Source organism: Streptomyces sp. (assembly GCF_019510245.1).
GTDB lineage: Bacteria > Actinomycetota > Actinomycetes > Streptomycetales > Streptomycetaceae > Streptomyces.
The window spans coordinates 66,298-87,808 of record NZ_JAEKKT010000118.1 but is presented as its reverse complement, the minus strand read 5'-3'; the positions used below and the strand labels follow the sequence as shown (position 1 = coordinate 87,808).

The window sequence follows — 21,511 nt, the reverse complement described above, 5'->3', positions numbered from 1 at the left end:
GGCTCCCTCGGGTCTCGGCCGGATGTCAGGGGAGGACCGGGTCCGCCGTCACCCGCTGTCCGTCGACCGTCACGGTGCCGTGGCCCGGTGGAGCCCCGAGCCCTTGGGCGTTCCTCGTGCCCGCCGTCGCGTCGAGCGCCAGCGTGAGCAGACCGAGCAGCAGACCCGCGAGCAGGGTCAGCAACGGACCGGGACGTTTCATGGCGGACCTCCCCGAGGCGGGTCTGCCTGTCATCAGAGCGGACCGGCGGGCCCGGCGTAAGGAGGCGCACAGGGGTACTTCACCCCAAGTAGCGGAATTGGGTCATACGCGTGACATTGGGGCCATGGCAGGCAATGACCTTGAAAACATACTCGGCAGCCTCCTCGGCGAGGACGGCGAAGACGCCGGGCTGCTGACCACGCTGATCGGCGCCATGAGTCACGGCCAGGGCGGCAGCTCGCTCGGCGGACTCCTGGAGACCCTCGCGAAGTCCGCTCCGGCCGTGCGCAAGGACTAGGCGGCGTCTCAGCGGGCGGGCACGGCGCACGGGACCGGCGGCGGGCTGACTAGGCTGGACGGACCAACAGGCCGACGTCGGAACAGGAGCGGTGCGGTGGCGGTACGAGCGGTCCGGGGGGCCGTCCAGCTGGAGCGGGACGACGCCGGTCACATGGAGCAGCAGGTCGGAGCGCTGCTCACGGCCGTCCTGGAGCGGAACGGCCTGACCGCCGACGACCTGATCAGTATCTGGTTCACGGCCACCCCCGACCTGCACAGCGACTTCCCGGCGGCCGCCGCGCGCAAGCTCGGCATCGTCGACGTGCCGCTGATCTGCGCCCAGGAGCTGGACATCGCGGGCGCGATGCCCCGCGTGGTACGGATCCTGGCGCACATCGAGTCCGACCGGTCCCGGGCCGAGATCAACCACGTCTACCTCGGCGCCGCGGCCGCCCTGCGCAAGGACATCGCCCAGTGAGAACCGCGCTCGTCATCGGTACCGGTCTCATCGGTACGTCCGCCGCGCTCGCCCTCGCCCAGCGGGGCGTCGTCGTCCACCTCGCCGACCACGACCCCGAGCAGGCCCGTACCGCGGCCGCGCTCGGCGCCGGCACCGACGAGGCGCCCGAGGGCCCGGTCGACCTGGCCGTCGTCGCCGCCCCGCCCGCCCATGTCGCCGCCGTCCTCGCGGACGCGATGAGCAGGGGCCTGGCCCGCGGCTACGCCGACGTGGCCAGCGTCAAGGGCAGCCCGCGCCGGGAACTGGAGGCCAAGGGCCTGGACCTGGCGTCGTACATCGGGACGCACCCCATGTCGGGCCGGGAGAAGTCCGGACCGCTGGCGGCCACCGCCGACCTCTTCGAGGGACGGCCCTGGGTACTCACCCCGACCCGCGACACCGACACCGAGGTGCTCAACCTCGCCCTGGAACTGGTCTCGCACTGCCGGGCGGTCCCGGTCGTCATGGACGCCGACGCCCACGACCGCGCCGTCGCCCTGGTCTCCCACATGCCCCACCTGGTCTCCAGCATGGTCGCCGCCCGCCTGGAGCACGCCGACGAGTCGGCCGTACGGCTGTGCGGACAGGGCATCCGGGACGTCACCCGGATCGCCGCCTCCGACCCCCGGATGTGGATCGACATCCTCTCCGCGAACCCCGGCCCGGTCGCCGACCTGCTCGCCGACGTCTCCGCCGACCTCGACGAGACGGTCGGCGCCCTGCGCGCCCTGCAGTCCTCGGACGAGGCCGAGCGGCGGGCCGGCGGGGCCGGCATCGAGGACGTGCTGCGCCGCGGCAACGCCGGCCAGGTGCGGGTACCCGGCAAGCACGGCTCGGCGCCGCGGGTGTACGAGGTCGTGGCGGTGCTCATCGACGACCAGCCCGGTCAGCTGGCCCGGATCTTCGCGGACGCCGGGGCGGCCGGGGTCAACATCGAGGACGTGCGGATCGAGCACGCGACCGGTCAGCAGGCCGGCCTCGTCCAGCTGTGGGTGGAGCCGAAGGCGGTGCCCGTGCTCACGTCGGCGCTGCGGGACCGGGGCTGGGCGCTGCGGCAGTAGCGCTGAAAACGGCGGTCCCGGGGGCCGGTAACCTTGTGCGGGGCGCACCGCCGCCCGCACACCACCCACCACTCTGCACCCGGAAGGTGTCCACCCGTGGAAAACGGCGCCGCAAAGCCCGTGATTGTCGCGATCGACGGCCCCTCGGGCACCGGCAAGTCGAGCACGTCCAAGGCCGTGGCCGAGCAGCTCGGCCTGAGCTACCTGGACACCGGCGCCCAGTACCGGGCCATCACCTGGTGGATGGTGCACAACGGCATCGACGTCACCGACCCGACCGCGATCGCCGCGGTGGCCGGCAAGCCGGAGATCGTCTCGGGGACCGACCCGGTCAAGCCGACGATCACCGTCGACGGCGTGGACGTCTCCGGCCCGATCCGCACCGAGGAGGTCACCTCCAAGGTCAGCGCGGTCAGCGCCGTACCCGAGGTGCGGACCATGATCAGCGAGCTGCAGCGGTCGCTGGCCCGCGCCGCCGCGAACGGCATCGTCGTCGAGGGCCGCGACATCGGTACGACGGTGCTGCCCGACGCCGACCTGAAGGTCTTCCTCACCGCCTCCCCGGAGGCCCGCGCGGCCCGCCGCAGCGGCGAGCTCAAGGGCGCAGACGTCCACGCCACCCGCGAGGCCCTGGTCAAGCGCGACGCCGCCGACTCCACCCGCAAGACCTCGCCGCTCGCCAAGGCCGGCGACGCCGTCGAGGTGGACACCACCGAGCTGACGCTGGCCCAGGTCGTCGAGTGCGTCGTCACCCTCGTCGAGGAGAAGCGGGCCGGGAAGTGAACCTTCCGTCGCAGCGCGGCGCCGAGACCGGGCGCCGCATCGGTGTCGGCCTGATGTACGGGCTGTGGAAGCCGCGCGTGCTCGGCGCCTGGAAAGTGCCGGCGCAGGGCCCGGCGATCCTCGCCGTGAACCACTCCCACAACATCGACGGCCCGATGGTCATGGGCGTGGCACCCCGGCCGACGCACTTCCTCATCAAGAAGGAGGCGTTCGTCGGCCCGCTCGACCCGTTCCTGACCCGGATCGGGCAGCTGAAGGTGGACCGTCAGTCCACCGACCGCACGGCCGTCACCCGGGCGCTCGGCGTCCTGCAGGCCGGGGGAGTGCTCGGCATATTCCCCGAGGGCAGCCGCGGCGACGGCGACTTCGCCGCGCTCCGCGCGGGCCTCGCCTACTTCGCGGTGCGCTCCGGGGCGCCGATCGTCCCGGTGGCCGTGCTGGGAAGTTCCGAGCGGCGCGGACGGTTGGTGAAGGGGCTGCCCCCGCTGCGCTCCCGCGTCGACGTCGTCTTCGGCGACCCCTTCGAGGCGGGCGACGGCACCGGCCGCCGCACCCGCAAGGCCCTGGACGAGGCCACCGAGCGCATCCAGAAGCAGCTCGCCGGCCACCTGGAAAACGCCAGGCGTCTGACCGGACGCTAGGCGACACTGAGTAGTGGACCAGCGCTCTTGGCGGCTGGTCCACCGATCACCACGATGAACGACGAGGTACGGACTCCATGAACGACCACATCCAGCCCGGCGACTCGGCTGAGCACGAGTACGACCACGGGGCGCTCGGTGACACCGAGTACGCGGAGTTCATGGAGCTCGCCGCCGAAGAGGGCTTCGACATCGAGGACGTCGAGGGCGCCATCGAGGCGGCCGGCCACGGCCCGCTGCCCGTCCTCGCCGTCGTGGGCCGTCCCAACGTCGGCAAGTCGACCCTGGTCAACCGCATCATCGGCCGCCGCGAGGCCGTCGTCGAGGACAAGCCCGGTGTCACCCGGGACCGCGTGACCTACGAGGCCGAGTGGGCCGGCCGCCGCTTCAAGGTCGTCGACACCGGCGGCTGGGAGCAGGACGTCCTCGGCATCGACGCCTCCGTGGCCGCCCAGGCCGAGTACGCGATCGAGGCGGCCGACGCGGTCGTCTTCGTCGTCGACGCCAAGGTCGGCGCGACCGACACCGACGAGGCGGTCGTACGCCTGCTGCGCAAGGCCGGCAAGCCCGTCGTGCTGGCCGCCAACAAGGTCGACGGCCCCAGCGGCGAGGCCGACGCCGCCTACCTCTGGTCCCTCGGCCTCGGCGAGCCCCACCCGGTCTCCGCCCTGCACGGCCGCGGCACCGGCGACATGCTGGACGCCGTCCTGGAGGCGCTGCCCGAGGCGCCCGAGCAGACCTTCGGCGGTTCCGGCGTCGGCGGCCCCCGCCGGATCGCCCTCATCGGCCGCCCGAACGTCGGCAAGTCCTCCCTCCTCAACAAGGTGGCCGGCGAGGAGCGCGTCGTCGTCAACGAGCTCGCCGGCACCACCCGCGACCCGGTCGACGAGCTGATCGAACTCGGCGGCGTCACCTGGAAGTTCGTCGACACCGCCGGCATCCGCAAGCGCGTCCACCTCCAGCAGGGCGCCGACTACTACGCCTCGCTGCGCACCGCGGCCGCCGTCGAGAAGGCCGAGCTCGCGGTCATCCTGCTCGACGCCTCCGAGAACATCTCCGTGCAGGACCAGCGGATCGTCACCATGGCCGTCGAGGCGGGCCGCGCGGTCGTCCTCGCCTTCAACAAGTGGGACACCCTCGACGAGGAGCGCCGCTACTACCTGGAGCGCGAGATCGAGACCGAGCTCGGCCAGGTCGCCTGGGCACCCCGGGTCAACGTCTCGGCGCGCACCGGCCGCCACATGGAGAAGCTGGTACCCGCGATCGAGACCGCCCTCGCCGGCTGGGAGACCCGCGTCCCCACCGGCCGTCTCAACGCCTTCCTGGGCGAGCTGGTCGCGGCCCACCCGCACCCGGTGCGGGGCGGCAAGCAGCCGCGCATCCTGTTCGGCACCCAGGCAGGCACCAAGCCGCCGCGGTTCGTCCTGTTCGCCTCCGGCTTCATCGAGGCGGGCTACCGCCGGTTCATCGAACGCCGGCTGCGCGAGGAGTTCGGCTTCGAGGGCACGCCCATCCATATGTCCGTACGGGTGCGCGAGAAGCGCGGCGCGAAGAAGAAGTAGGGACACGGAGAGGGGCGGCCACCGGACCCGGTGGCCGCCCCTCTGGCCTGTGTCACATCCCCCGGCGCGGAGCCGGCGGAAGCGCCACCGGGACGGGCGCCGTCCCGGCCTCCTGGGCCCGGCCGAGCGTCCCGATCCGCTGCCACTGCGGCGGCTGCGGCTGCCCGCCGCCGCTTCGGGCGCTGTAGGCACCCGCGCTGTACGCGCTGTACGAGTTCCCTCCGTACGAGACAAGACCGTGGGTGCCGGTACTGAACGGCGCGTTCCCGAAGGCGACGAACCCCAGGGACTCCTCCCCGCTGCGATCACCCGGCAGCGTTCGGAAGGCCTTGACCCACTCCGTGTAGAGCGAGTCGTAGATCGGCGTGGCCGAGAACCCGCCCTGGGCCTCCTGAGCCACCCGAGCAGCGGGAACGGCGGAGAAGGACGGCCGGTGGTGAGGAAGGTCGTATGCGTGCACGTATGTCCAAACGACCAGGTCTTCAAAGAGATGCGGCCCCTGAGGCGCTCGTTCAGGGCGCTGGGGGTACCCCCGGCCGAAGGCTGGGGGAGGAACTGCGCGGCCAGCTACGGACTACCCGCAGCCGCTCACGCACGGCAGTTCCCACCCCGCGTGGGCGCCCCTCAGACCCCCGCCAGCGGCAACGCCGCCGCGACCAGCTTCCCGTTCGCCGCCGCCTTGTCGATCGCGTCGCGCAGCAGGTCCTCCCGGGGCTGCCGCCCGATCGACCCCACCGGCGCCGCGAACATCAGCACCTGCTGGTGCTTGTTGGCGGCCGCCCGCCACCCGTCGGTCACCTGCAGCGGCTGATGCGCCTGCCACCACGCCACCGGCTGCCCGCCCGCCGGCCCGGGCTGCAGCACCGCGTGCAGCTGACCCACCGCCAGCAGCACCGACCACCCGTGCAGCACCGGCGGCACCGCCGTCAGCTGCGGCACCGGCATGAAGCCCTGCTCGATGAGGAGCGGCAGGAAGTCGTCGCCCACCCCGTCCGTACCGGGCCGCACGATCGGCGAGGTCGGCTCCACCACCAGCGCGGGGTGCAACTCCCCGGCGATCAGCACGAGTCCGCTGGTCACCCCGAGCACCGCCTGTTCGGGCGCGGACTTCTGCGCCCCGCCACCGGGCGCGCCGTCGCCGCTGATGGAGCGGACCGCGCCCTGCAACTGCTCCTCGGTGACCTGGACGACCTGCGAGGGCAGGCAGGTGGCATGGGCGAAGGCGAGGACGGCGGTCTCGTCGCCGATGAACAGGACGGTGCTGGTGCGCTCCTGTTCGGAGTCGCCCGGGGTGCGGCAGGACGTGCAGTCGTAACTGCCCGGGGCGTTGTCTCCGGCGAGCAGCCGGTCGGCTTCTTCGTCGCCGATCTCGGCTCGTACCTCGTCGCTGACGTCGAGCATGCGCGGCACGGTGGCTCCCTCGGGATGCGGTACGTGAAGGGCCGGGGGCTCCCGGTCCGTGAGCCCCCGGGGTCGCGGGCTCATGAAGAAGACAACGGGCGATCTGTGGTGGGGGTCACGCACCGGGGGGATCGGGATCGAACCATCCACTGCACAGGGTCACTCTTCGTGCGGAATCCGGCACTCCCCGTCAACTCTTTGCAAGTCAAAGGAGTTTGACATGGTGAAGTGAATCACAGATCCATCGAACCCGTGGTCGACAAATCACGAAATCCCAGAATGTAGTGGGTGGCTGAAAAGTGCCGCTACCTAAGGTAACGCCGAACTGGCCTGGCCTGACGGGGAGTTGGTTGATTTCGGGCGTTCCCGATCTCTAGATTCCTCCGCCGTGTGCAGCGAGCACCGCTCGGGTACGTCCGCCGGCCGGCACCAGGCAGAGCATCACCGCAGGAACGGCCGCGGCGGACGGGGCGAGCGCGAGGAACCGCGTCCATTGCGCGGGGACCGCGCCCCGCCTGGGGGACCCCGGGTACGTGGAGAGGGAAATACATGTCCGAGTGTGCCGATACCACCCGTGAGACCGCCGCGAACAAGAACGGCTCCCGCAAGGGCCGTACGACGGCCGCCCTGGCCGGAGCGGCACTGCTCGCCCCGCTGGGCCTGCTGGCAGCCACCGGCAACGCCGCGGCGGCGGACAACGGAGTGTGGGACCGCATCGCCCAGTGCGAGAGCGGCGGCAACTGGCACATCAACACCGGCAACGGCTACTACGGCGGACTCCAGTTCTCCGCCTCCACCTGGCGCGCGTACGGCGGCACCGCCTACGCGGGGACGGCCGACCAGGCCTCCAGGGAAGCGCAGATAGCCGTCGCCACCAAGGTCCAGCACGCCCAGGGCTGGGGCGCGTGGCCGGTCTGCTCGGCGCGGGCCGGGGCGACCGGTTCGGCGCCCGAGAGCGCCTCGGTGACCACGAAGAGCAGCACGGAGTCGGCGACGAAGTCGACGAAGCCGTCGACCACGTCGACCACCCGGAAGTCGGCCCCCGCGGCGAAGGCGCCGCAGCGCTCGACGACCGGCACCGGCCGCACCTCGGCCAAGGGCGACTACACCGTCCGCGAGGGCGACACCCTGAGCCGGATCGCCGAGCGGCACGGCACCACCTGGCAGCGCCTCTACGCCGCCAACAAGGCCGTCATCGGCGACGACCCGAACCTCATCGTGCCCGGGCAGCGCCTCGCGCTCTGACGCGAACCCCCGCCCCGCACCGCCCTGCCCCGCCCGGTCCGACCGGGCGGGGCACGGTGCGTTCCGTAGGGGCATGTGCATGCTCCGAATGGGGGCGCGCGCCCGTATGCGAGGGCGATTCAGGTGCGGACGGCACTCTCCGAGTTCACGTCGCCGCAACCCCGGTCCTGCCCGTGCGGTACGGGGGTTCTGTGCCGAACCGGTGAATCTCTTATGCGGTGTCAGCTTCGGCGCGGGCCGCCGGAATCGGAATGGAATGCGCGTGCCGGAGTGCCCCGGATCCCGGTGTCCGGTTCTTTCCGGCGTTTTTTCGGAAGACCCTACCGGCGCCGGGGAATTGCGCTCGAATGCGCCAGGAAGGCGCATGGAACCGCTCGAACGTGTGACGGAGTTCGATCGAAACGCGTGTCGTGATTCTGTGACAGAAGCGTGACCGGGTACGGACGCGGGACTTCGGCTTCCGTCGCCGCCGGAAGCGGCCTAGCGTGGGCCGTATGGCACCGGACACCGCTCCGCCGACGGAGCCCCAGGACAGCCCGCAAGGGTACGTAGGCCGCGACGCGGGCGACGCGGAACGGCTCGCCCGGCAGCGGGGATGGACCACGGTGCGCTCGCTGCCGCCGGGCGCGATCATCACCATGGAGTACCGGATGGGGCGGCTCAACTTCGAGGTACGGGACGGCGTCGTGGCGCGCGCCTGGAAGGGCTGACCGTACGACGGCGAAGGCCCCGGTTCCCGTGCTGCGGGAACCGGGGCCTTCGCCGTGCCGGGGCGGGTTGTGCGTACCGGGACCCCGTTGTCGCGTCCGTGGGGCCGTCAGCCGCCCGTCAGCGGGCGGGCCGGCTGGGCGGCGGTGCCGCGCGGCTGCCGCTCGGGGTGCTGCGGGCGGCGGCTGCCCGCCGGGGTCACCGGGGTGCGCTCCGAGCGGGCCGTGTGCGGACCGGGCGCCAGGTGGATCGGGGCCCTGGGCGGGCGGCCCAGGGAGGCCGGCTCGGGCTCCGGCGTCGTCTGCTCGACCGGCGCCGGGCGCGGCTTGAGGGCCACGGGCACCGGGACGGGCACGGGCACCGTGCTGCCGCGGCGGGCGCGCCAACGGTCGCGCAGGTCGAAGAGCCAGGCCTCGGCGCGGGCGATGAACGGCTCGCACCACGGCAGCGCCAGCAGGATCAGCAGCCCCGCCGCCCAGCCCAGCAACACGTCGCTCAGCCAGTGCGTACCGAGGTAGACGGTGGACATGCCGACGCCGAGGGAGGTGACCGCCGAGGCGGCGGAGAGCCAGCGGCGGGCTCTCGGGGTGGAGGCCAGATATGCCAGAATTCCCCAGGTCACCACCGCGTTGGCGGTGTGTCCGCTGGGGAATATATCGCCGCCCAGGCCCATCTCGTTCGAGCCGATGACGGTCGCGTAGTGCGGTCCGAGGCGCCCCATGCCGAGCTTGGCGGCGCCGACGGTGATGTTGAGCAGCAGCAGCGAGGCGCCGAGCGTGAGCAGTGGGCGCAGGGTGTGCTGCCGCCAGGAGCGCCAGCCCAGCCAGGCCGCGACCATGACGGCGGTCGGGCCGCGCTGGCCGAGGACCACGTAGTAGTCGACGAACCAGTGGATCCCCGACCACTGCTGGTACGGCCGGAAGAACATGACCTGCCAGTCGAGCCGGACCAGCCAGGACGTGATCACGACGGCCCACACGATCGCCAGGTAGAAGGCGAGGGTCGCGGTGAACAACACGACCCGGTGCCGGCTCATCTTCGGCACATCAATGTGGGCCGGCCGTTCCGGCTCACGGTCCAGCCTGGCGAACACCCGGTCCAGACGGGTGAGGTTTCGTTCGGTACGCACCCAATCGACGTTACAGCGAGTGAGCTCTGTTCCCGGTCGAAACAGCGGCTTTGTGATGACGATGTGATGTGGGAAACCTCTCAGGAGGTCTCCGAATTCTAAGGATTCCGTAATCCTCGGCGGGTCTGCCCTTCAATTCCTTTGATCATGTCGGGTCGCCGTTTTATGGCACTTATGAATTCGTTAACCAAAGCATGGGGTGGAATTCTCCCGCTGCTCATCGGGCCCACCGAAATGATCATGGAGGTCCGGAGCCGTTCAGCCAGAACGCGCCATAGATCGCCGAGGCCACCGCCACACCCGCCGTGACCAGCGCCGATCTGCTGGTGCGCAGCCGGGCGAGGGCCCGGGCGAGGGGCAGCAGGACCGGGAAGGCCGGCATCAGCAGCCGCGGCTTGGATCCGAAGTAGCTCGACGCGCACAGCGCCAGGGCGAGGACGACACCCGTGTAGACCAGCAGGGGAAGCGGCTGCCGCTGGCGGACGCCGGTCACGTAGAGCCACAGCAGCAGGCCGACGCCGAGGATCAAACCCGCTCCGGCCGCAGCGGACGGAAATGACGTGAACTTGTCGGCGACGAAGCGTGCGAACGCATAGCCGCCGTCGAAGCCGTTGCGCCAGCCCGCCTGGACGTCCAGGTAGCCGAGCGGACCCCGGCCGGTGCGGTGGCCGACCCACAGGACATAGGCGGCGGTGCCGACGGGAGCGAGGAGCATGCCGAGGGCGCGGCGCCGGACGGGGGAGCCGGGGGTGGTGCCGGGGGCGGTGCCGAGGGGGGCGTGCGCTGCGACGGGTGCGCCAGTTGCCCGCGGGGCGCGCCGGGCGCGAGCGGCGCCGGATGCTTCGGGGGCGCGTTCGTCGAGATGCGCGCCGGTCGGCTGATCCGTACCACCGTGCCGCGCGCCCCTGCCTCGTTCCCGCACGAACGAGACCACCCCCGCCGTCCACACCGCCGCCACCACGGCGAGCCCCACCGGCCGGGTCAGTCCCGCCAGCGCCGCCAGCATCCCGGCGGTCACCCAGCGGCCGGTCAGCACGGCGTACAGCGACCACGCCGCCAGCGCCGTGAACAGCGACTCGCTGTACGCCATCGACTGCACGATCCCGACGGGCAGCACGGCCCACACCAGCACGGCGCAGACCCCGGCCCGCGAGCCGTACACGAGATCCGTGACGGCGAAGACCCCCCAGGCCGCGGCGAGCGAGGCGAGCAGGCTCACCGTGAAGCCGGCGTCGGCGTACGACAGCGGCGCGAGCGCGTGCAGCAGGCGCTCCAGCCAGGGCAGCAGCGGGAAGAAGGCCAGGTTGGAGTGGACGTCGCCGTTCGGCAGCCGTACCTCGTAGCCGTAGCCCAGTTCGGCGACCCGGGTGTACCACAGCGAGTCCCAGCGCGCCGTCAACAGGGTGTACGCGTTCTTGCCGCGTGCCGCGCTCCATCCGGCCAGCACGACCAGGCCGAGGGCGCGTACGGCCGCGTATCCGAGCAGGGCCGGCGCCGCCCGGCGCGGAGCGGGGGCGCGCGGTGCCGCCACGGAAGTCTCAAGATCGGTCACGGGCTCGATTATCGACGGGACGCGGAACCGCGAGGTGCACGCGGGCGTGGTGCAGGGCGGGGGCAGTGGCGTACGCCACATGAGTTCTCCGGGGCGTGTGAGAGGTCCGCCACGTGCCCCCGCAACGAACTCGCGTACGCTGACATGTCACTCGCGTTCGTATGCGCGGGCCGGAGACCCCGCTCCTCTCCGGCCGTACGACGGGGAGTCCCCGCCCCGCCGGTCCGCCGCCCGCGAGGGACCATCTGGGAGGTACGTACATGTCCGGGACGACCACGGCCGCCGTACGACCGCGCCGTCGTGCGGTGTCCAGGGCCGGTCTCGGTGCCAACCGCTGGGTCGTCCTCGTCGTGCTCTGCGTCAGCCTGCTGCTGGTCGCCCTCGACGCGACCGTGCTGCACGTCGCGGTGCCCGCGGTCACCGAGGACCTCAAGCCCGGGGCCATGGAGCTGCTCTGGATCGTCGACGTCTACCCGCTTGTCTGCGCCTCGCTGCTGATCCTGTTCGGCACGCTCGGCGACCGGGTGGGCCGGCGCCGGGTCCTGCTCCTCGGCTACGCCCTGTTCGGCATCGCCTCCGCGGCGGCCGCCCTCGCGCCGAGCGCGGCGGCGCTGATCGGAGCCCGGGCACTGCTCGGCGTCGGCGGTGCGATGATCATGCCGGCGACCCTCTCCATCCTGCGCCAGGTCTTCCCCGACCGTCGTGAGCGGGCCCTCGCCATAGGCATCTGGAGCGCGGTCGCCGCGGTCGGCGCGGCCGTCGGCCCTCTCCTCGGCGGCTTCCTCCTCGAACACTTCTGGTGGGGTTCCGTCTTCCTGGTCAACATCCCGCTGATGCTGGTCAGCCTGCCGGTGGGGCGTCTCCTCCTCCCCGAGTCCCGCGGCGACCGCGACGGCCCCTGGGACGTGGTCGGCGCGCTGACGGCGGCGGTCGGCCTGTTCGGCGTGGTGTTCGCGGTGAAGCGCCTGGGCGGCGGCGAGCCGGCGGGCAGCGCGCTGACGGTGGCGCCGCTCGTGCTCGGCGCCCTGCTCCTCGCGTTCTTCGTACGGCGGCAACGGCGGCGGGCGTTCCCGCTGGTGGACCTGAAGATGTTCGCGCGGCCGGCGTTCTGCACGGCGGTGGGCTGCATCGTGCTGGCGATGCTGGCGCTGGTGGGTCTCGAGCTGATCGCCGCGCAGTACCTGCAACTCGTGCTGGGGCTCTCACCGTTGCAGACGGGGCTACGACTGCTGCCGCTGACGCTCGCCGCGATGGCGGCGGGACTGGCCGGGGCGCGTCTGCTGCGGCGCTTCGGGCCGCGCCGGATGGTGTGCTTCGGCTTCTGCCTGACCGCGGCGGCGGTGCTCACGCTGACGGCGATGGGCGGCACCGACAACGCGGTCCTGCTGCTCGTCGGCTTCCTGCTCCTGGGCTTCGGTCTGGAGACCACGCTCTTCGGGGCGTACGAATCGATGCTGAGCGAGGCGCCGGCGGCGCAGGCCGGCGGGGCGGCGGCGATCGGCGAGACGTCGTACCAGCTGGGCGCCGGGATCGGGATCGCGCTCCTCGGCAGTGTGATGAACGCGGCGTATGCGCCGGGGCTGGCCGGGGTGCCGGGGGTGCCGGCGTCGGCGTCGGCCGCGGCGGGGCATTCGCTGGGCGAGGCGTACGAGGTCGCCGGCCGGCTGGGCGGGGCGGCCGGGGCGACGTTGCGGCGGGCGGCGCGGGACTCCTACGTGCACGGGCTGCATGTGACGTTGCTGGTGAGTGCGGGGTTGTTGTTGCTGGGGGCGGTGATGGCCCTGCGCCTGCCGCGTGCCATGCACTGCGCGGACACCGCTGCCGCGGTGGACCTCCCGGCCCCTCGCGAACCCGAACGCTCCCGCGTCTCGGCGTAGCGCCTCCCGGAGGGGCGTGGGGCAGGGCCTTTCCCACCCGCGCGCCGCCCGTACGGGTTGGGGGAGGGGTGGGGCGACCTGTGGGGGTGCTTCGCCGTTGGCGGGTGCGGGTCGAGGTCTTTCCCGCCGACGCACTGCCCGTGCGGGTTGGGGGAGGGGTGGGGCGGCCTGTGGGGGTGCTTCGCCGTTGGCGGGTGCGGGTCAAGGTCTCTCCCGCCCACGCGCCGCGGGTGGTGCTGGGGTGGGGGAACAGGGAGACTGTGCCTAAGCTGGAGTAACTAGCGGTGCTAGTTTTGGGAGGGTTCTGATGTCCGCGTCCGTGAAGTTGCCTCCGTTCGATGCCGGTGACCCGCTCGGGATCGACGATCTTCTGGAGCCGGAGGATCTCGCCGTCCGGGAGACCGTGCGGAGCTGGGCGGCGGATCGGGTGCTGCCGTTCGTCGCCGAGTGGTACGAGAGCGGCGAGCTGCCCGGCATCAGGGAGCTCGCCAAGGAGCTCGGTTCGATCGGGGCGCTCGGGATGTCGCTCAGCGGGTACGGGTGCGCCGGGGCGTCCGCCGTGCAGTACGGGCTCGCCTGCCTGGAGCTGGAGGCCGCCGACTCGGGCATCCGGTCGCTGGTGTCGGTGCAGGGGTCGCTCGCCATGTACGCGATCCACCGGTTCGGGAGTGAGGAACAGAAGTCGCGGTGGCTGCCGGGCATGGCCGCCGGTGACGTCATCGGGTGCTTCGGGCTCACCGAGCCGGACCACGGGTCCGACCCGGCCGCCATGCGGACGTACGCCCGGCGCGACGCAGGCGGCGACTGGGTGCTGAGCGGGCGGAAGATGTGGATCACCAACGGGTCGGTGGCGGGCGTAGCCGTCGTGTGGGCGCAGACGGAGAACGGCATCCGGGGGTTTGTCGTCCCCACCGACACGCCGGGGTTCTCCGCGCCCGAGATCAGGCACAAGTGGTCGCTGCGGGCCAGTGTCACCAGTGAGCTGGTGATGGACGACGTACGGCTGCCCGCCGACGCCGTGCTGCCCGAGGTCACCGGGCTCAAGGGGCCGCTCAGCTGCCTGTCGCACGCCCGGTACGGCATCGTGTGGGGCGCCATGGGCGCGGCCCGCACCTGCTTCGAGACCGCCGTCGACTACGCGAAGTCGCGCGAGCAGTTCGGTCGGCCCATCGGCGGCTTCCAGCTCACCCAGGCCAAACTCGCCGACATGGCGGTCGAACTGCACAAGGGAATCCTGCTCGCCCATCACCTGGGGCGGCGGATGGATGCCGGCCGCCTGCGCCCCGAGCAGGTCAGCTTCGGCAAGCTCAACAACGTGCGCGAGGCCATCGAGATCTGCCGTACGGCACGGACGATCCTGGGCGCCAACGGGATCTCCCTGGAATATCCCGTCATGCGGCACGCGACCAACCTCGAATCGGTGCTCACCTACGAGGGCACCGTCGAGATGCACCAGCTGGTGCTGGGCAAGGCACTCACCGGGCTCGACGCCTTCCGGTGAACCCCGCGCGGGGGCGGGGCCGGTGAGCGGCCCTGCCTCAGCTCTGGTTGAAGAACCCGTCCTCGCGGCGCCTGGCCGGCTCACCGCTGACGATCTCGGTGTTCGCGGGGGTCAGCAGGAAGACCCGGTTGGCGACCCGCTCGATCGTGCCGCGCAGGCCGAAGGTCAGCCCGGCCGCGAAGTCGACCACGCGCTTGGCGTCGCCCGGCTCCATGGCCGTGAGGTTCACGATGACCGGCACGCCCTCGCGGAACAGCTCGCCGATCGCGCGGGCGTCCCGGAAGCTGTCCGGGGTGACCGTGCCGATCCGGCGGCCCTTCTCCTCGGCGGTGTCCGTGGCCACCTTGACCCGGGGGTCGGTGACCCAGGCATCCCCGGGCTGCTCGGTCCCTTCGGAGTAGTCGTCGTCGTAGTAACGCTCGTCATCGTTGTCGTCGACGAGGCCGAGCCAGGCACTCGCCTTGCGTACCGATCCCATGGACGCCTCCTCTCACAGCGGTCTTTCTTGCTTCCGCATCCCTATGGTCGTCCATGATGCGGATGTCGCGCCAAGTGGATAGACGCCGCACGGGGGGTTTGTGACGGTACTGGTGCAGAGCCAAAACGTCGAGAGCCCAGGTACCCCAAGGGCGGTAGCTCACACGCCTGCTGACTGAGAGTGAAATATGATTGTTCCCGGCGTACGGGTGATGAACGGTGCGTCCGGGTGAACGCTGCGGGGCGATCCGGGGTGGCTTAGGAGCGTCTTCCAGGCCTCTTCGGGCCTCTTCGGGCCTCTTCGGGCCTCTTCAGGCCTCTTCGGGCCGCCTTCGGGTCGGTCTGACGCACACTCAGGGAATCTCGTGGGCCCGGGTGCGGCGACGGGCGGCGTCAACCGGGGCGAGTGGCCTTCACCGTATACGGGTGCGCGGCCCCCGGGCGCTCGCCTCGGGATTCACCTTGATCCTGTTTCCGTGACGTAAAACAAAAACATGATCGGGTGACCGCTGCCCGGAGAGGTTCGTTGGCCGGAACGCAGAACCATTTCTCCCCCCTGGTTCTGCGCATCCATCAACTCGCCTCATGATTAAGGCACTTCCGTGCAAGCAGCCACCATCCGTACCAGGCTCCTGAGGATCCTGGTCCTGGCCCTCGCCGTCCTGCTGACGCTGCTCGGCGTCGCGGCCGCCGAGCAGATCTCCGCCTACCGCAACGCCTCCGCGACCGCGGACAACGCCCGGCTGGAGATCACGCTGCAGGGCCTGATCCACGAACTCCAGAAGGAACGCGGCCTCACCACCGGATACGTCGGTGGCGTCAAGGAGTTCGCGGGCAAGCTGCCCGCGCAGCGCAAGGCCACCGACACCGCCCGGGACCGGCTCGACCAGGCGCTCCGCGGCCGTGACGACAACGCCGCCGGCTCGGTGCGCGAGTCCCTCGGACGACTCGACGGCCTCGCCGGCATCCGCAAGCACGCGGACGACCACACCGGCGTGGTGAAGGACACCTTCGACTACTTCACCACCACCATCACCGTCCTCGACCGGCTCGACCTCGGCATCGGTGACGTCCACGACGCCACTCTGCGCGACGCCTACCAGGCACTGCAGATCCTCGGCAACGCCAAGGAGTTCACCGGCGAGGAACGCGCCATCGTGCTCGGCTCGGTGCGCGCCGGGCAGTTCCAGGGCGAGGACTACAGCCGGTTCATGGAGATCCGGGCCGGCCGCCTCGCCGCCCTCGACGCCTTCCCGCGCTCGGCCACCGACGCCCAGCAGCGCCGCCTGGACGCGGCCATGACCACCCCGGACGCCGAGCGCGCGCTGGCCTACGAGGACACCGCCGTCAAGGGCGGAGGCAGGCTCAGGTGGAACGACATCCCGCCCATGCAGTGGTGGGACGCGATGACCGCCACCATCAACGGGCTGCGGGACGTCCAGGTCTCGCTCGGCACCGACGTCGAGAACCGGGCCTCGGCCCTGGAGGGCACCGCCCAGCGCGACCTGCTGCTCTTCCTGCTGCTCGCCCTCGGCACCGTCGCCGCGCTCGGCGCGCTCGCCCTCGACTGCGTACGGTCCGTCTCCGCACCGCTCGCCGAACTGGCCCAGCAGGCCCGCGAGGTCGCCGGGGAGCGGCTGCCGAAGGCCGTCGCCGCCGTCCAGGACGGCTCCTACGGCGAGCACCCCGAGCCGCCCGCCCCGCTCGCCGTCTCCGGCCGGGCCGGCGCCGAGGTCAAGGAGGTCGCCGAGGCCTTCGACCGGGTGCAGCGGGCCGCCTACGACCTGGCCACCGAGCAGGCCGTGCTGCGCCGCAACGCCACCGACTCGCTGGTCAGCCTCGGCCGCCGCAACCAGAACCTGGTACGCCGCCAGATCAGCTTCATCAACAGGCTGGAGCACGAGGACGCCGACCCCGCGACCCTCGCCAACCTCTTCGAGCTGGACCACCTCGCCACCCGGATGCGCCGCAACGCCGAGAGCCTGCTCGTCCTCGCCGGGGAGGCCAGCCCCCGCCCGCCCCTGGTCCACCCCGCTGTCCATCACGGACGTCCTGCGCGCCTCCCTCGCGGAGGTCGAGGAGTACCGCCGGGTCACCCTGCGCCGGGTCGAGCCGGCCCATCTCACCGGCGCGGTCGTCGCCGAGATCGCCCACCTCCTCGCGGAGCTGATCGAGAACGCGCTCAGCTTCTCCCCGCCGGACTCGGACGTCGAGATCGAGGGCCGCCGCACCAGCGCCGGCTACCTGGTCGCGATCGTCGACCACGGCCTCGGCATGGACGCCCAGGCGATCGCCGAGGCCAACGTACGGCTCTCCGGCACCGCCAGCTTCATGGCCGAACCCACCCGGTTCCTCGGCCACTTCGTGGTCGGCGCGCTCGCCCGCAAGTGCGGGATCGAGGTACGGCTGGGGGAGGCACCGGCCGCCGGAGTGGTGGCCCGGGTGCTCGTCCCGGACAGCCTGCTCACCGAGGCCGCGGCAGCCCCGAAGCAGCAGGCGGCCGCCGCCGTACCGGCCCCGCGCAGGGAGCCGGACGAGACGCAGCTCGTCTCCGTCGCCGCCGAGGCCAGGCCCGAACAGCCGAAGAAGGGCGCCTCGGCCGCCCGGACCCGCAACGGGCTCGTGAAGCGGCCCCAGCGCAGCGCGATCTCGGAGGCCGTCAGCGAGACGGACCGGCCCAGCCGCCCCGCGCCCGCCGAGCGCACCCCCGACCGCAGCCCCGAGGAGGTCTCCGGAATGCTCGCCACCCTGCGGAGCGCCCACATGCGGGGCGGGATCAGCGTCGAGAAGGAGAAGCGAAAAGAGAAAGAACAGGCGAGGGAGCAGGAGCAGGCGTCGGCGCAGGCGTCCGAGGCGCGCACCGAGGAGGACGGCGCATGACCACCGTCGGCACCCCCAACGAGTCGCGGACCTTCAACTGGCTGCTCGCGAACTTCGTCAGGTCCACGGACGGGGTACGGGACGCGGTCGCCGTCTCCTCCGACGGGCTGCTGATCGCCGTCTCGGACGGGCTCGGGCGTACCGAGGCCGACCATCTCGCGGCGATCGTCTCCGGACTCTCGTCGCTCGCCCGCAGCGCGTCCAAGCGGTACAGCTTCGACGGGGTCAAGCTCATCATGATCGAGATGGGACGCGGCTTCCTGCTGGTCTCCGCGATCCGGGACGGCAGCTGTCTCGGCGTCCTCGCCGACTCCAGCGGCGAGCTGGGCCTCGTCGGCTACGAGATGGCGGTGCTCGCGGAGCGGGCCGGTGACCTGCTCACCCCGATGCTCATCGCCGACCTGCGGCAGGCGTTGCCACGATGAGCGAGCGGGAGCCTGCCGAAGCCGTCGAGGAGACGTCCTTCGTACGGCCGTTCATCATCACCGGCGGGCGGGCCGAGCCGCTCCAGACCGATCTGCGGCTGGAGACGCTGGTCATGGCCGTGGGCGCGCCGGACGAGTCGCTCACGTTCGAACGCCGGCACATCGTGGCGGTGTGCGCGCAGCCGACCACGGTCGCCGAGGTGGCGCACCGGGTCGGCGTACCCCTCGGAGTCGCCAAGGTGCTGATCTCCGATCTCGTCGTCGCCGGACAGCTCGCCTGCCGGCAACCCGCGGAGCTGCCGCTCCAGATGCTGGAAAGGATCAGGGACCATGTCCGGGCGCTCTGAGAAGGTCGTGCCGCTCGCCGTGAAGATCGTGGTGAGCGGGGGCTGGGGGTCGGCAAGACGACGTTCATCGGGGCGATCTCGGAGATCGAGCCGCTGGACACGGAGGCGGCGATCACCCAGGTGTCGGTCGGCGTCGACTCGCTCGCCGGGGTCGAGTCCAAGACCACGACGACCGTGGCGCTCGACTTCGGCCGCATCACGCTGGATCCGGCCGTCGCGCTGTACCTGTTCGGGACGCCCGGCCAGGACCGGTTCTCGTTCCTGTGGGACGACCTGGTGGAGGGGGCGCTGGGCACGGTGGTCCTCGCGGACACGCGCCGGATCGAGGACTGCTTTCCCGCCGTCGACTACTTCGAGGCCCACGGGGCGCCCTTCGTCCTCGCCGTGAACCGCTTCGACGGAGCCGAGCGGTTCGAGCTGGAGGAGGTGCGGGAGGCGCTGGGGCTGGGAGCCGACGTGCCGGTGCTGGAGTGCGACGCTCGGGAGCGGGGGGCGGTGCGGGAGGTGCTGGGGGCGTTGATGGACCGGGTGATCGGGGTGAGGTCCGTACCCAGGAGGAGGGCGATGGCTGCGCGCTAGTCGCCGTGGGGGCGCGGGCGGTGTGGCGAGTGCTTGCCGTATGTGGTTGCTCGCGCCCACGCGGCGGAGCCGCATATATACACGGTCCCGCGCCCCTTTGGGGCGCGTGGATCCGGCGTCTGTTTTCGAGGGGAGGGGGTGCGTGTGAAGGCGAAAGGAGAACACGAGGAGTCCCCGCTGTCCGCGGGGCGCGCAGGGGGTCAGCTCAACAGGAACAGGACCACACTCGACCGAAGTCGATGTGGGAGCGGGTGACCAGCCACTGCTGCGGATGCATGGGCCAAGTGGAACAGGTCTCCGGTTTTCCGTCAACCGACCTGAGACGTGCCGCTCACACTCTGGACACCCTTGACAGCGAGGGGAAACGGCACCGTACAGTCGACGGACGGCCCTGCTGAGGGGCTCGGCCGTAAGAGCGCCGTACTCCGGCGTTCCGTGTGAAGGCACCCGCACCCCCGTGTGCGCGTCCACCGTGTTCGATTGATCCGCCACGGAGCCTTCGCATGTCTTCCGAGACCCTCGCCAGAACCCCCACCGCTTCCGTCCCCGGCATACCCCGGCCCGAGGCCACCCGATGAGGCCCCAGTTGGTGGTCGTGGGAGCCGGGCCGCGGGGGACCGGACTCCTGGAGCGCATCGCCGCCAACGCGCCCGAGCTGTACGCCGGTTCGGGGCTCGACATCCACCTGGTCGACCCGCACCCGCCGGGCGCCGGGCGCATCTGGCGGGCCGCCCAGTCGCCGCTGCTGTGGATGAACTCGCACGCCGAGGACGTCACCATGTTCACGGACGAGTCGGTGCGGATGGCCGGGCCGGTGCGGGAGGGGCCCACCCTGCACGAGTGGGCGGGCCTGGACGGCCGTACCTTCGCCGACCGGCAGATCCAGGGCCGCTATCTGCGCCACGTCTACGACCGTGCGGTCGCCGACCTCCCCGACGGCATCACCGTCCACCACCACCCGCGCCGGGCCCTGCGGATCAGCGGGCCGCGCGAGGGCCGCCAGCAGGTCTGGCTGGAGGGCCGGCCGCGCCCGCTCCTCGCCGACCTCGTCGTCCTCGCCCTCGGCCACCTGGACGCCGAACTCGACCCGGAGCAGGAAGCGCTGGCCGCGTACGCCGCCGCGCACGGCCTGGTCCACCTGCCGCCCGACTTCACCGCCGACAGCGACCTGTCCGCGCTGCGGCCCGGCGAACCGGTGCTCGTGCGGGGCTTCGGGCTCGCCTTCGTCGACCTGATGGTGCTGCTCACCGAGGGCCGGGGCGGCCGCCACGACGGCGACACCTACCTGCCGTCCGGCCAGGAGCCGGTGCTCTACGTAGGGTCGCGGCGCGGCGTGCCGTACCACTCGAAGATCGGGTACGACTGGACCGGCGAGCGCCCGCCGCTGCCCCGTTTCCTCGGCCCCGGCGAGGTCGAAGGACTGCTCGCCCGGCCCGGCGGCTTCGACTTCCGGCGGGACGTGTGGCCGCTGGTGGAGAAGGAGCTGGGCTTCGCCCACTACCACCGGCTGTTCACCGTCCACCCCGAGCGGACGGCCGTCGCCTGGCGGGACTTCGAGGAGAAGTACGCCGCCGCCGAGGGCGAGGCGGACGTGCGGGCGCTGGTGGCGGCCGCCGTACCCGACCCGGCCGACCGGCTGGACCTCGCGGCGCTGGACCGCCCGCTGGACGGGGTGCGGTACGGGTCGCACGAGGAGTTCCAGGAGGGACTGCGCGACTACATCGAGGCGGACCTGGACCGCCGGCACGATCCCGCGTACAGCGCCGACCTGGCGGTGTTCCTCGGACTGCTCTCCGTCTACGGGCAGTTGGTGCGGCTCGGCGACATCGGGTCCTGGTGGCACGGGTTCTTCAGCTACCTCGCCTCCGGGCCGCCAGGCCCCCGGCTGCGGCAGATGCTCGCGCTGTCCAGGGCCGGGGTGCTGCGGTTCGTCGGCGCCGGGATGACGGTGACGGCCGAGGACGGGATGTTCCGGGCGTCCGCCGACACCGTGCCCGGCTTCGCGGTGCGGGCGCGGGCCCTGGTCGAGGCGCGGCTGCCCGAGCCCACCGTGGGGCGTGCCCGGGACACCTTGCTGCGCGGGCTGCCTGCCGGCGAGGCCGCCGAGACGGCCGACGGGCTGCTCAGGGTGGACCCCGCCGACGGGCGGATCCTCGACGGGGGCGGGCGGCCGCATCCCCGGCGGTTCGCGCTCGGGCCGTTCACGAACGGCCGTACGCCCGGCGCGTTCACCCGGCCGCGCACCGGAGGGCCCGCGTTCCGGCAGAACGACGCCACGGCCCGCGCCGCGCTCACCTTCCTGGCCGACCTGGCGGGAGACGTGTCATGAGCGGGCGTCCCGTCCGGCGTCCGGCCGACTTACT

Annotated in this window: 20 protein-coding genes and 2 pseudogenes; 16 read left to right on the top strand and 6 right to left on the bottom strand. The window is 71.9% G+C overall.

Annotated elements, in window-relative coordinates:
- Positions 1-25: 25 nt before the first annotated feature.
- Positions 26-202, bottom strand: a complete 177-nt coding sequence (locus JF597_RS09965; protein ID WP_293991930.1) for a hypothetical protein — start codon at positions 200-202, stop codon at positions 26-28.
- A 124-nt stretch (positions 203-326) separates the two neighbouring features.
- On the opposite strand from JF597_RS09965, the gene JF597_RS09960 reads away from it, so the two are divergent.
- The 6 genes from JF597_RS09960 to der all read left to right on the top strand — a co-directional run bounded on the left by JF597_RS09960 (position 327) and on the right by der (position 5,027).
- Positions 327-500 carry a hypothetical protein gene (locus JF597_RS09960; RefSeq protein WP_293991927.1) on the top strand — a complete coding sequence of 58 codons (174 nt, stop codon included), beginning with the start codon at positions 327-329 and terminating at the stop codon, positions 498-500.
- A gap of 96 nt (positions 501-596) precedes the next feature.
- Positions 597-959, top strand: a complete 363-nt coding sequence (gene aroH, locus JF597_RS09955; protein ID WP_293991925.1) for a chorismate mutase — start codon at positions 597-599, stop codon at positions 957-959.
- On the top strand, positions 956-2,041 hold the full coding sequence (locus tag JF597_RS09950; protein ID WP_293991922.1) for a prephenate dehydrogenase: 1,086 nt from the start codon (positions 956-958) through the stop codon (positions 2,039-2,041). Before aroH ends, JF597_RS09950 begins: the two co-directional genes overlap by 4 nt.
- 96 nt (positions 2,042-2,137) lie before the next feature.
- Positions 2,138-2,824, top strand: a complete 687-nt coding sequence (cmk, locus tag JF597_RS09945; RefSeq protein ID WP_293991920.1) for a (d)CMP kinase — start codon at positions 2,138-2,140, stop codon at positions 2,822-2,824.
- Positions 2,825-2,877: 53 nt separating this feature from the next.
- Positions 2,878-3,465: a lysophospholipid acyltransferase family protein gene (locus tag JF597_RS09940; RefSeq protein ID WP_293992005.1), complete on the top strand. Its 588-nt coding sequence runs from the start codon at positions 2,878-2,880 to the stop codon at positions 3,463-3,465.
- 77 nt (positions 3,466-3,542) lie between these two features.
- On the top strand, positions 3,543-5,027 hold the full coding sequence (gene der, locus JF597_RS09935) for a ribosome biogenesis GTPase Der (RefSeq protein ID WP_293991918.1): 1,485 nt from the start codon (positions 3,543-3,545) through the stop codon (positions 5,025-5,027).
- 52 nt (positions 5,028-5,079) lie between these two features.
- Here der and JF597_RS09930 read toward each other — a convergent pair whose 3' ends face one another.
- Both JF597_RS09930 and JF597_RS09925 read right to left on the bottom strand, forming a co-directional pair.
- Entirely contained in the window at positions 5,080-5,487 is a 408-nt protein-coding gene (locus tag JF597_RS09930; RefSeq protein WP_293991916.1) for a hypothetical protein, read from the bottom strand.
- Between the two features lie 164 nt (positions 5,488-5,651).
- On the bottom strand, positions 5,652-6,437 hold the full coding sequence (locus tag JF597_RS09925; RefSeq protein ID WP_293991914.1) for a hypothetical protein: 786 nt from the start codon (positions 6,435-6,437) through the stop codon (positions 5,652-5,654).
- A 540-nt stretch (positions 6,438-6,977) separates the two neighbouring features.
- Between JF597_RS09925 and JF597_RS09920 the strand changes: the two genes are divergently transcribed.
- Both JF597_RS09920 and JF597_RS09915 read left to right on the top strand, forming a co-directional pair.
- The gene (locus tag JF597_RS09920) at positions 6,978-7,673 is read left to right on the top strand and encodes a transglycosylase family protein (protein WP_293991912.1); all 696 of its coding nucleotides are present in this window, start codon (positions 6,978-6,980) and stop codon (positions 7,671-7,673) included.
- Between the two features lie 494 nt (positions 7,674-8,167).
- Positions 8,168-8,383: an I78 family peptidase inhibitor gene (locus tag JF597_RS09915; RefSeq protein WP_293991910.1), complete on the top strand. Its 216-nt coding sequence runs from the start codon at positions 8,168-8,170 to the stop codon at positions 8,381-8,383.
- 107 nt (positions 8,384-8,490) lie between these two features.
- Here the strand turns inward: JF597_RS09915 and JF597_RS09910 are convergent, their stop codons facing one another.
- Together JF597_RS09910 and JF597_RS09905 are read right to left on the bottom strand one after the other, a co-directional pair.
- Positions 8,491-9,510, bottom strand: coding sequence for a phosphatase PAP2 family protein (locus JF597_RS09910; RefSeq protein ID WP_293991908.1), 1,020 nt, complete (start codon positions 9,508-9,510; stop codon positions 8,491-8,493).
- 238 nt (positions 9,511-9,748) lie between these two features.
- Entirely contained in the window at positions 9,749-11,062 is a 1,314-nt protein-coding gene (locus tag JF597_RS09905; protein ID WP_293991906.1) for a mannosyltransferase family protein, read from the bottom strand.
- Between the two features lie 260 nt (positions 11,063-11,322).
- Between JF597_RS09905 and JF597_RS09900 the strand changes: the two genes are divergently transcribed.
- Together JF597_RS09900 and JF597_RS09895 are read left to right on the top strand one after the other, a co-directional pair.
- The gene (locus JF597_RS09900; RefSeq protein ID WP_293991904.1) at positions 11,323-12,939 is read left to right on the top strand and encodes an MFS transporter; all 1,617 of its coding nucleotides are present in this window, start codon (positions 11,323-11,325) and stop codon (positions 12,937-12,939) included.
- A gap of 307 nt (positions 12,940-13,246) precedes the next feature.
- Positions 13,247-14,440 carry an acyl-CoA dehydrogenase family protein gene (locus JF597_RS09895; protein WP_293991902.1) on the top strand — a complete coding sequence of 398 codons (1,194 nt, stop codon included), beginning with the start codon at positions 13,247-13,249 and terminating at the stop codon, positions 14,438-14,440.
- Between the two features lie 37 nt (positions 14,441-14,477).
- Here JF597_RS09895 and JF597_RS09890 read toward each other — a convergent pair whose 3' ends face one another.
- Positions 14,478-14,918 carry a cell division protein SepF gene (locus tag JF597_RS09890; protein ID WP_293991899.1) on the bottom strand — a complete coding sequence of 147 codons (441 nt, stop codon included), beginning with the start codon at positions 14,916-14,918 and terminating at the stop codon, positions 14,478-14,480.
- A 601-nt stretch (positions 14,919-15,519) separates the two neighbouring features.
- Between JF597_RS09890 and JF597_RS09885 the strand changes: the two are divergent.
- The 6 genes and pseudogenes from JF597_RS09885 to JF597_RS09865 all read left to right on the top strand — a co-directional run.
- A pseudogene (locus JF597_RS09885) lies at positions 15,520-16,320 on the top strand (nitrate- and nitrite sensing domain-containing protein); the annotation flags it as partial.
- 631 nt (positions 16,321-16,951) lie between these two features.
- Positions 16,952-17,797, top strand: a complete 846-nt coding sequence (locus tag JF597_RS55500; RefSeq protein ID WP_366916390.1) for an ATP-binding protein — start codon at positions 16,952-16,954, stop codon at positions 17,795-17,797.
- The gene (locus JF597_RS09880) at positions 17,794-18,222 is read left to right on the top strand and encodes a roadblock/LC7 domain-containing protein (RefSeq protein WP_293992002.1); all 429 of its coding nucleotides are present in this window, start codon (positions 17,794-17,796) and stop codon (positions 18,220-18,222) included. Before JF597_RS55500 ends, JF597_RS09880 begins: the two co-directional genes overlap by 4 nt.
- Entirely contained in the window at positions 18,219-18,569 is a 351-nt protein-coding gene (locus JF597_RS09875) for a DUF742 domain-containing protein (RefSeq protein ID WP_293991897.1), read from the top strand. Before JF597_RS09880 ends, JF597_RS09875 begins: the two co-directional genes overlap by 4 nt.
- Positions 18,553-19,148: pseudogene (locus JF597_RS09870) on the top strand (ATP/GTP-binding protein). Before JF597_RS09875 ends, JF597_RS09870 begins: the two are co-directional and overlap by 17 nt.
- A 574-nt stretch (positions 19,149-19,722) precedes the next feature.
- Positions 19,723-21,477: an FAD/NAD(P)-binding domain-containing protein gene (locus tag JF597_RS09865; protein ID WP_293991895.1), complete on the top strand. Its 1,755-nt coding sequence runs from the start codon at positions 19,723-19,725 to the stop codon at positions 21,475-21,477.
- The last annotated feature ends 34 nt before the right edge of the window (positions 21,478-21,511 follow it).

Excerpts from the sequence above, each read along its gene's own strand:
- JF597_RS09920 (WP_293991912.1), top strand. The coding sequence starts at position 6,978 with ATGTCCGAGTGTGCCGATACCACCCGTGAGACCGCCGCGAACAAGAAC.
- JF597_RS09965 (WP_293991930.1), bottom strand. The coding sequence starts at position 202 with ATGAAACGTCCCGGTCCGTTGCTGACCCTGCTCGCGGGTCTGCTGCTC.
- JF597_RS09895 (WP_293991902.1), top strand. The coding sequence starts at position 13,247 with ATGTCCGCGTCCGTGAAGTTGCCTCCGTTCGATGCCGGTGACCCGCTC.
- JF597_RS09940 (WP_293992005.1), top strand. The coding sequence starts at position 2,878 with ATGTACGGGCTGTGGAAGCCGCGCGTGCTCGGCGCCTGGAAAGTGCCG.
- JF597_RS09875 (WP_293991897.1), top strand. The coding sequence starts at position 18,219 with ATGAGCGAGCGGGAGCCTGCCGAAGCCGTCGAGGAGACGTCCTTCGTA.
- JF597_RS09900 (WP_293991904.1), top strand. The coding sequence starts at position 11,323 with ATGTCCGGGACGACCACGGCCGCCGTACGACCGCGCCGTCGTGCGGTG.
- JF597_RS09880 (WP_293992002.1), top strand. The coding sequence starts at position 17,794 with ATGACCACCGTCGGCACCCCCAACGAGTCGCGGACCTTCAACTGGCTG.
- JF597_RS09915 (WP_293991910.1), top strand. The coding sequence starts at position 8,168 with ATGGCACCGGACACCGCTCCGCCGACGGAGCCCCAGGACAGCCCGCAA.
- JF597_RS09890 (WP_293991899.1), bottom strand. The coding sequence starts at position 14,918 with ATGGGATCGGTACGCAAGGCGAGTGCCTGGCTCGGCCTCGTCGACGAC.
- JF597_RS09865 (WP_293991895.1), top strand. The coding sequence starts at position 19,723 with ATGAGGCCCCAGTTGGTGGTCGTGGGAGCCGGGCCGCGGGGGACCGGA.
- JF597_RS09960 (WP_293991927.1), top strand. The coding sequence starts at position 327 with ATGGCAGGCAATGACCTTGAAAACATACTCGGCAGCCTCCTCGGCGAG.
- der (WP_293991918.1), top strand. The coding sequence starts at position 3,543 with ATGAACGACCACATCCAGCCCGGCGACTCGGCTGAGCACGAGTACGAC.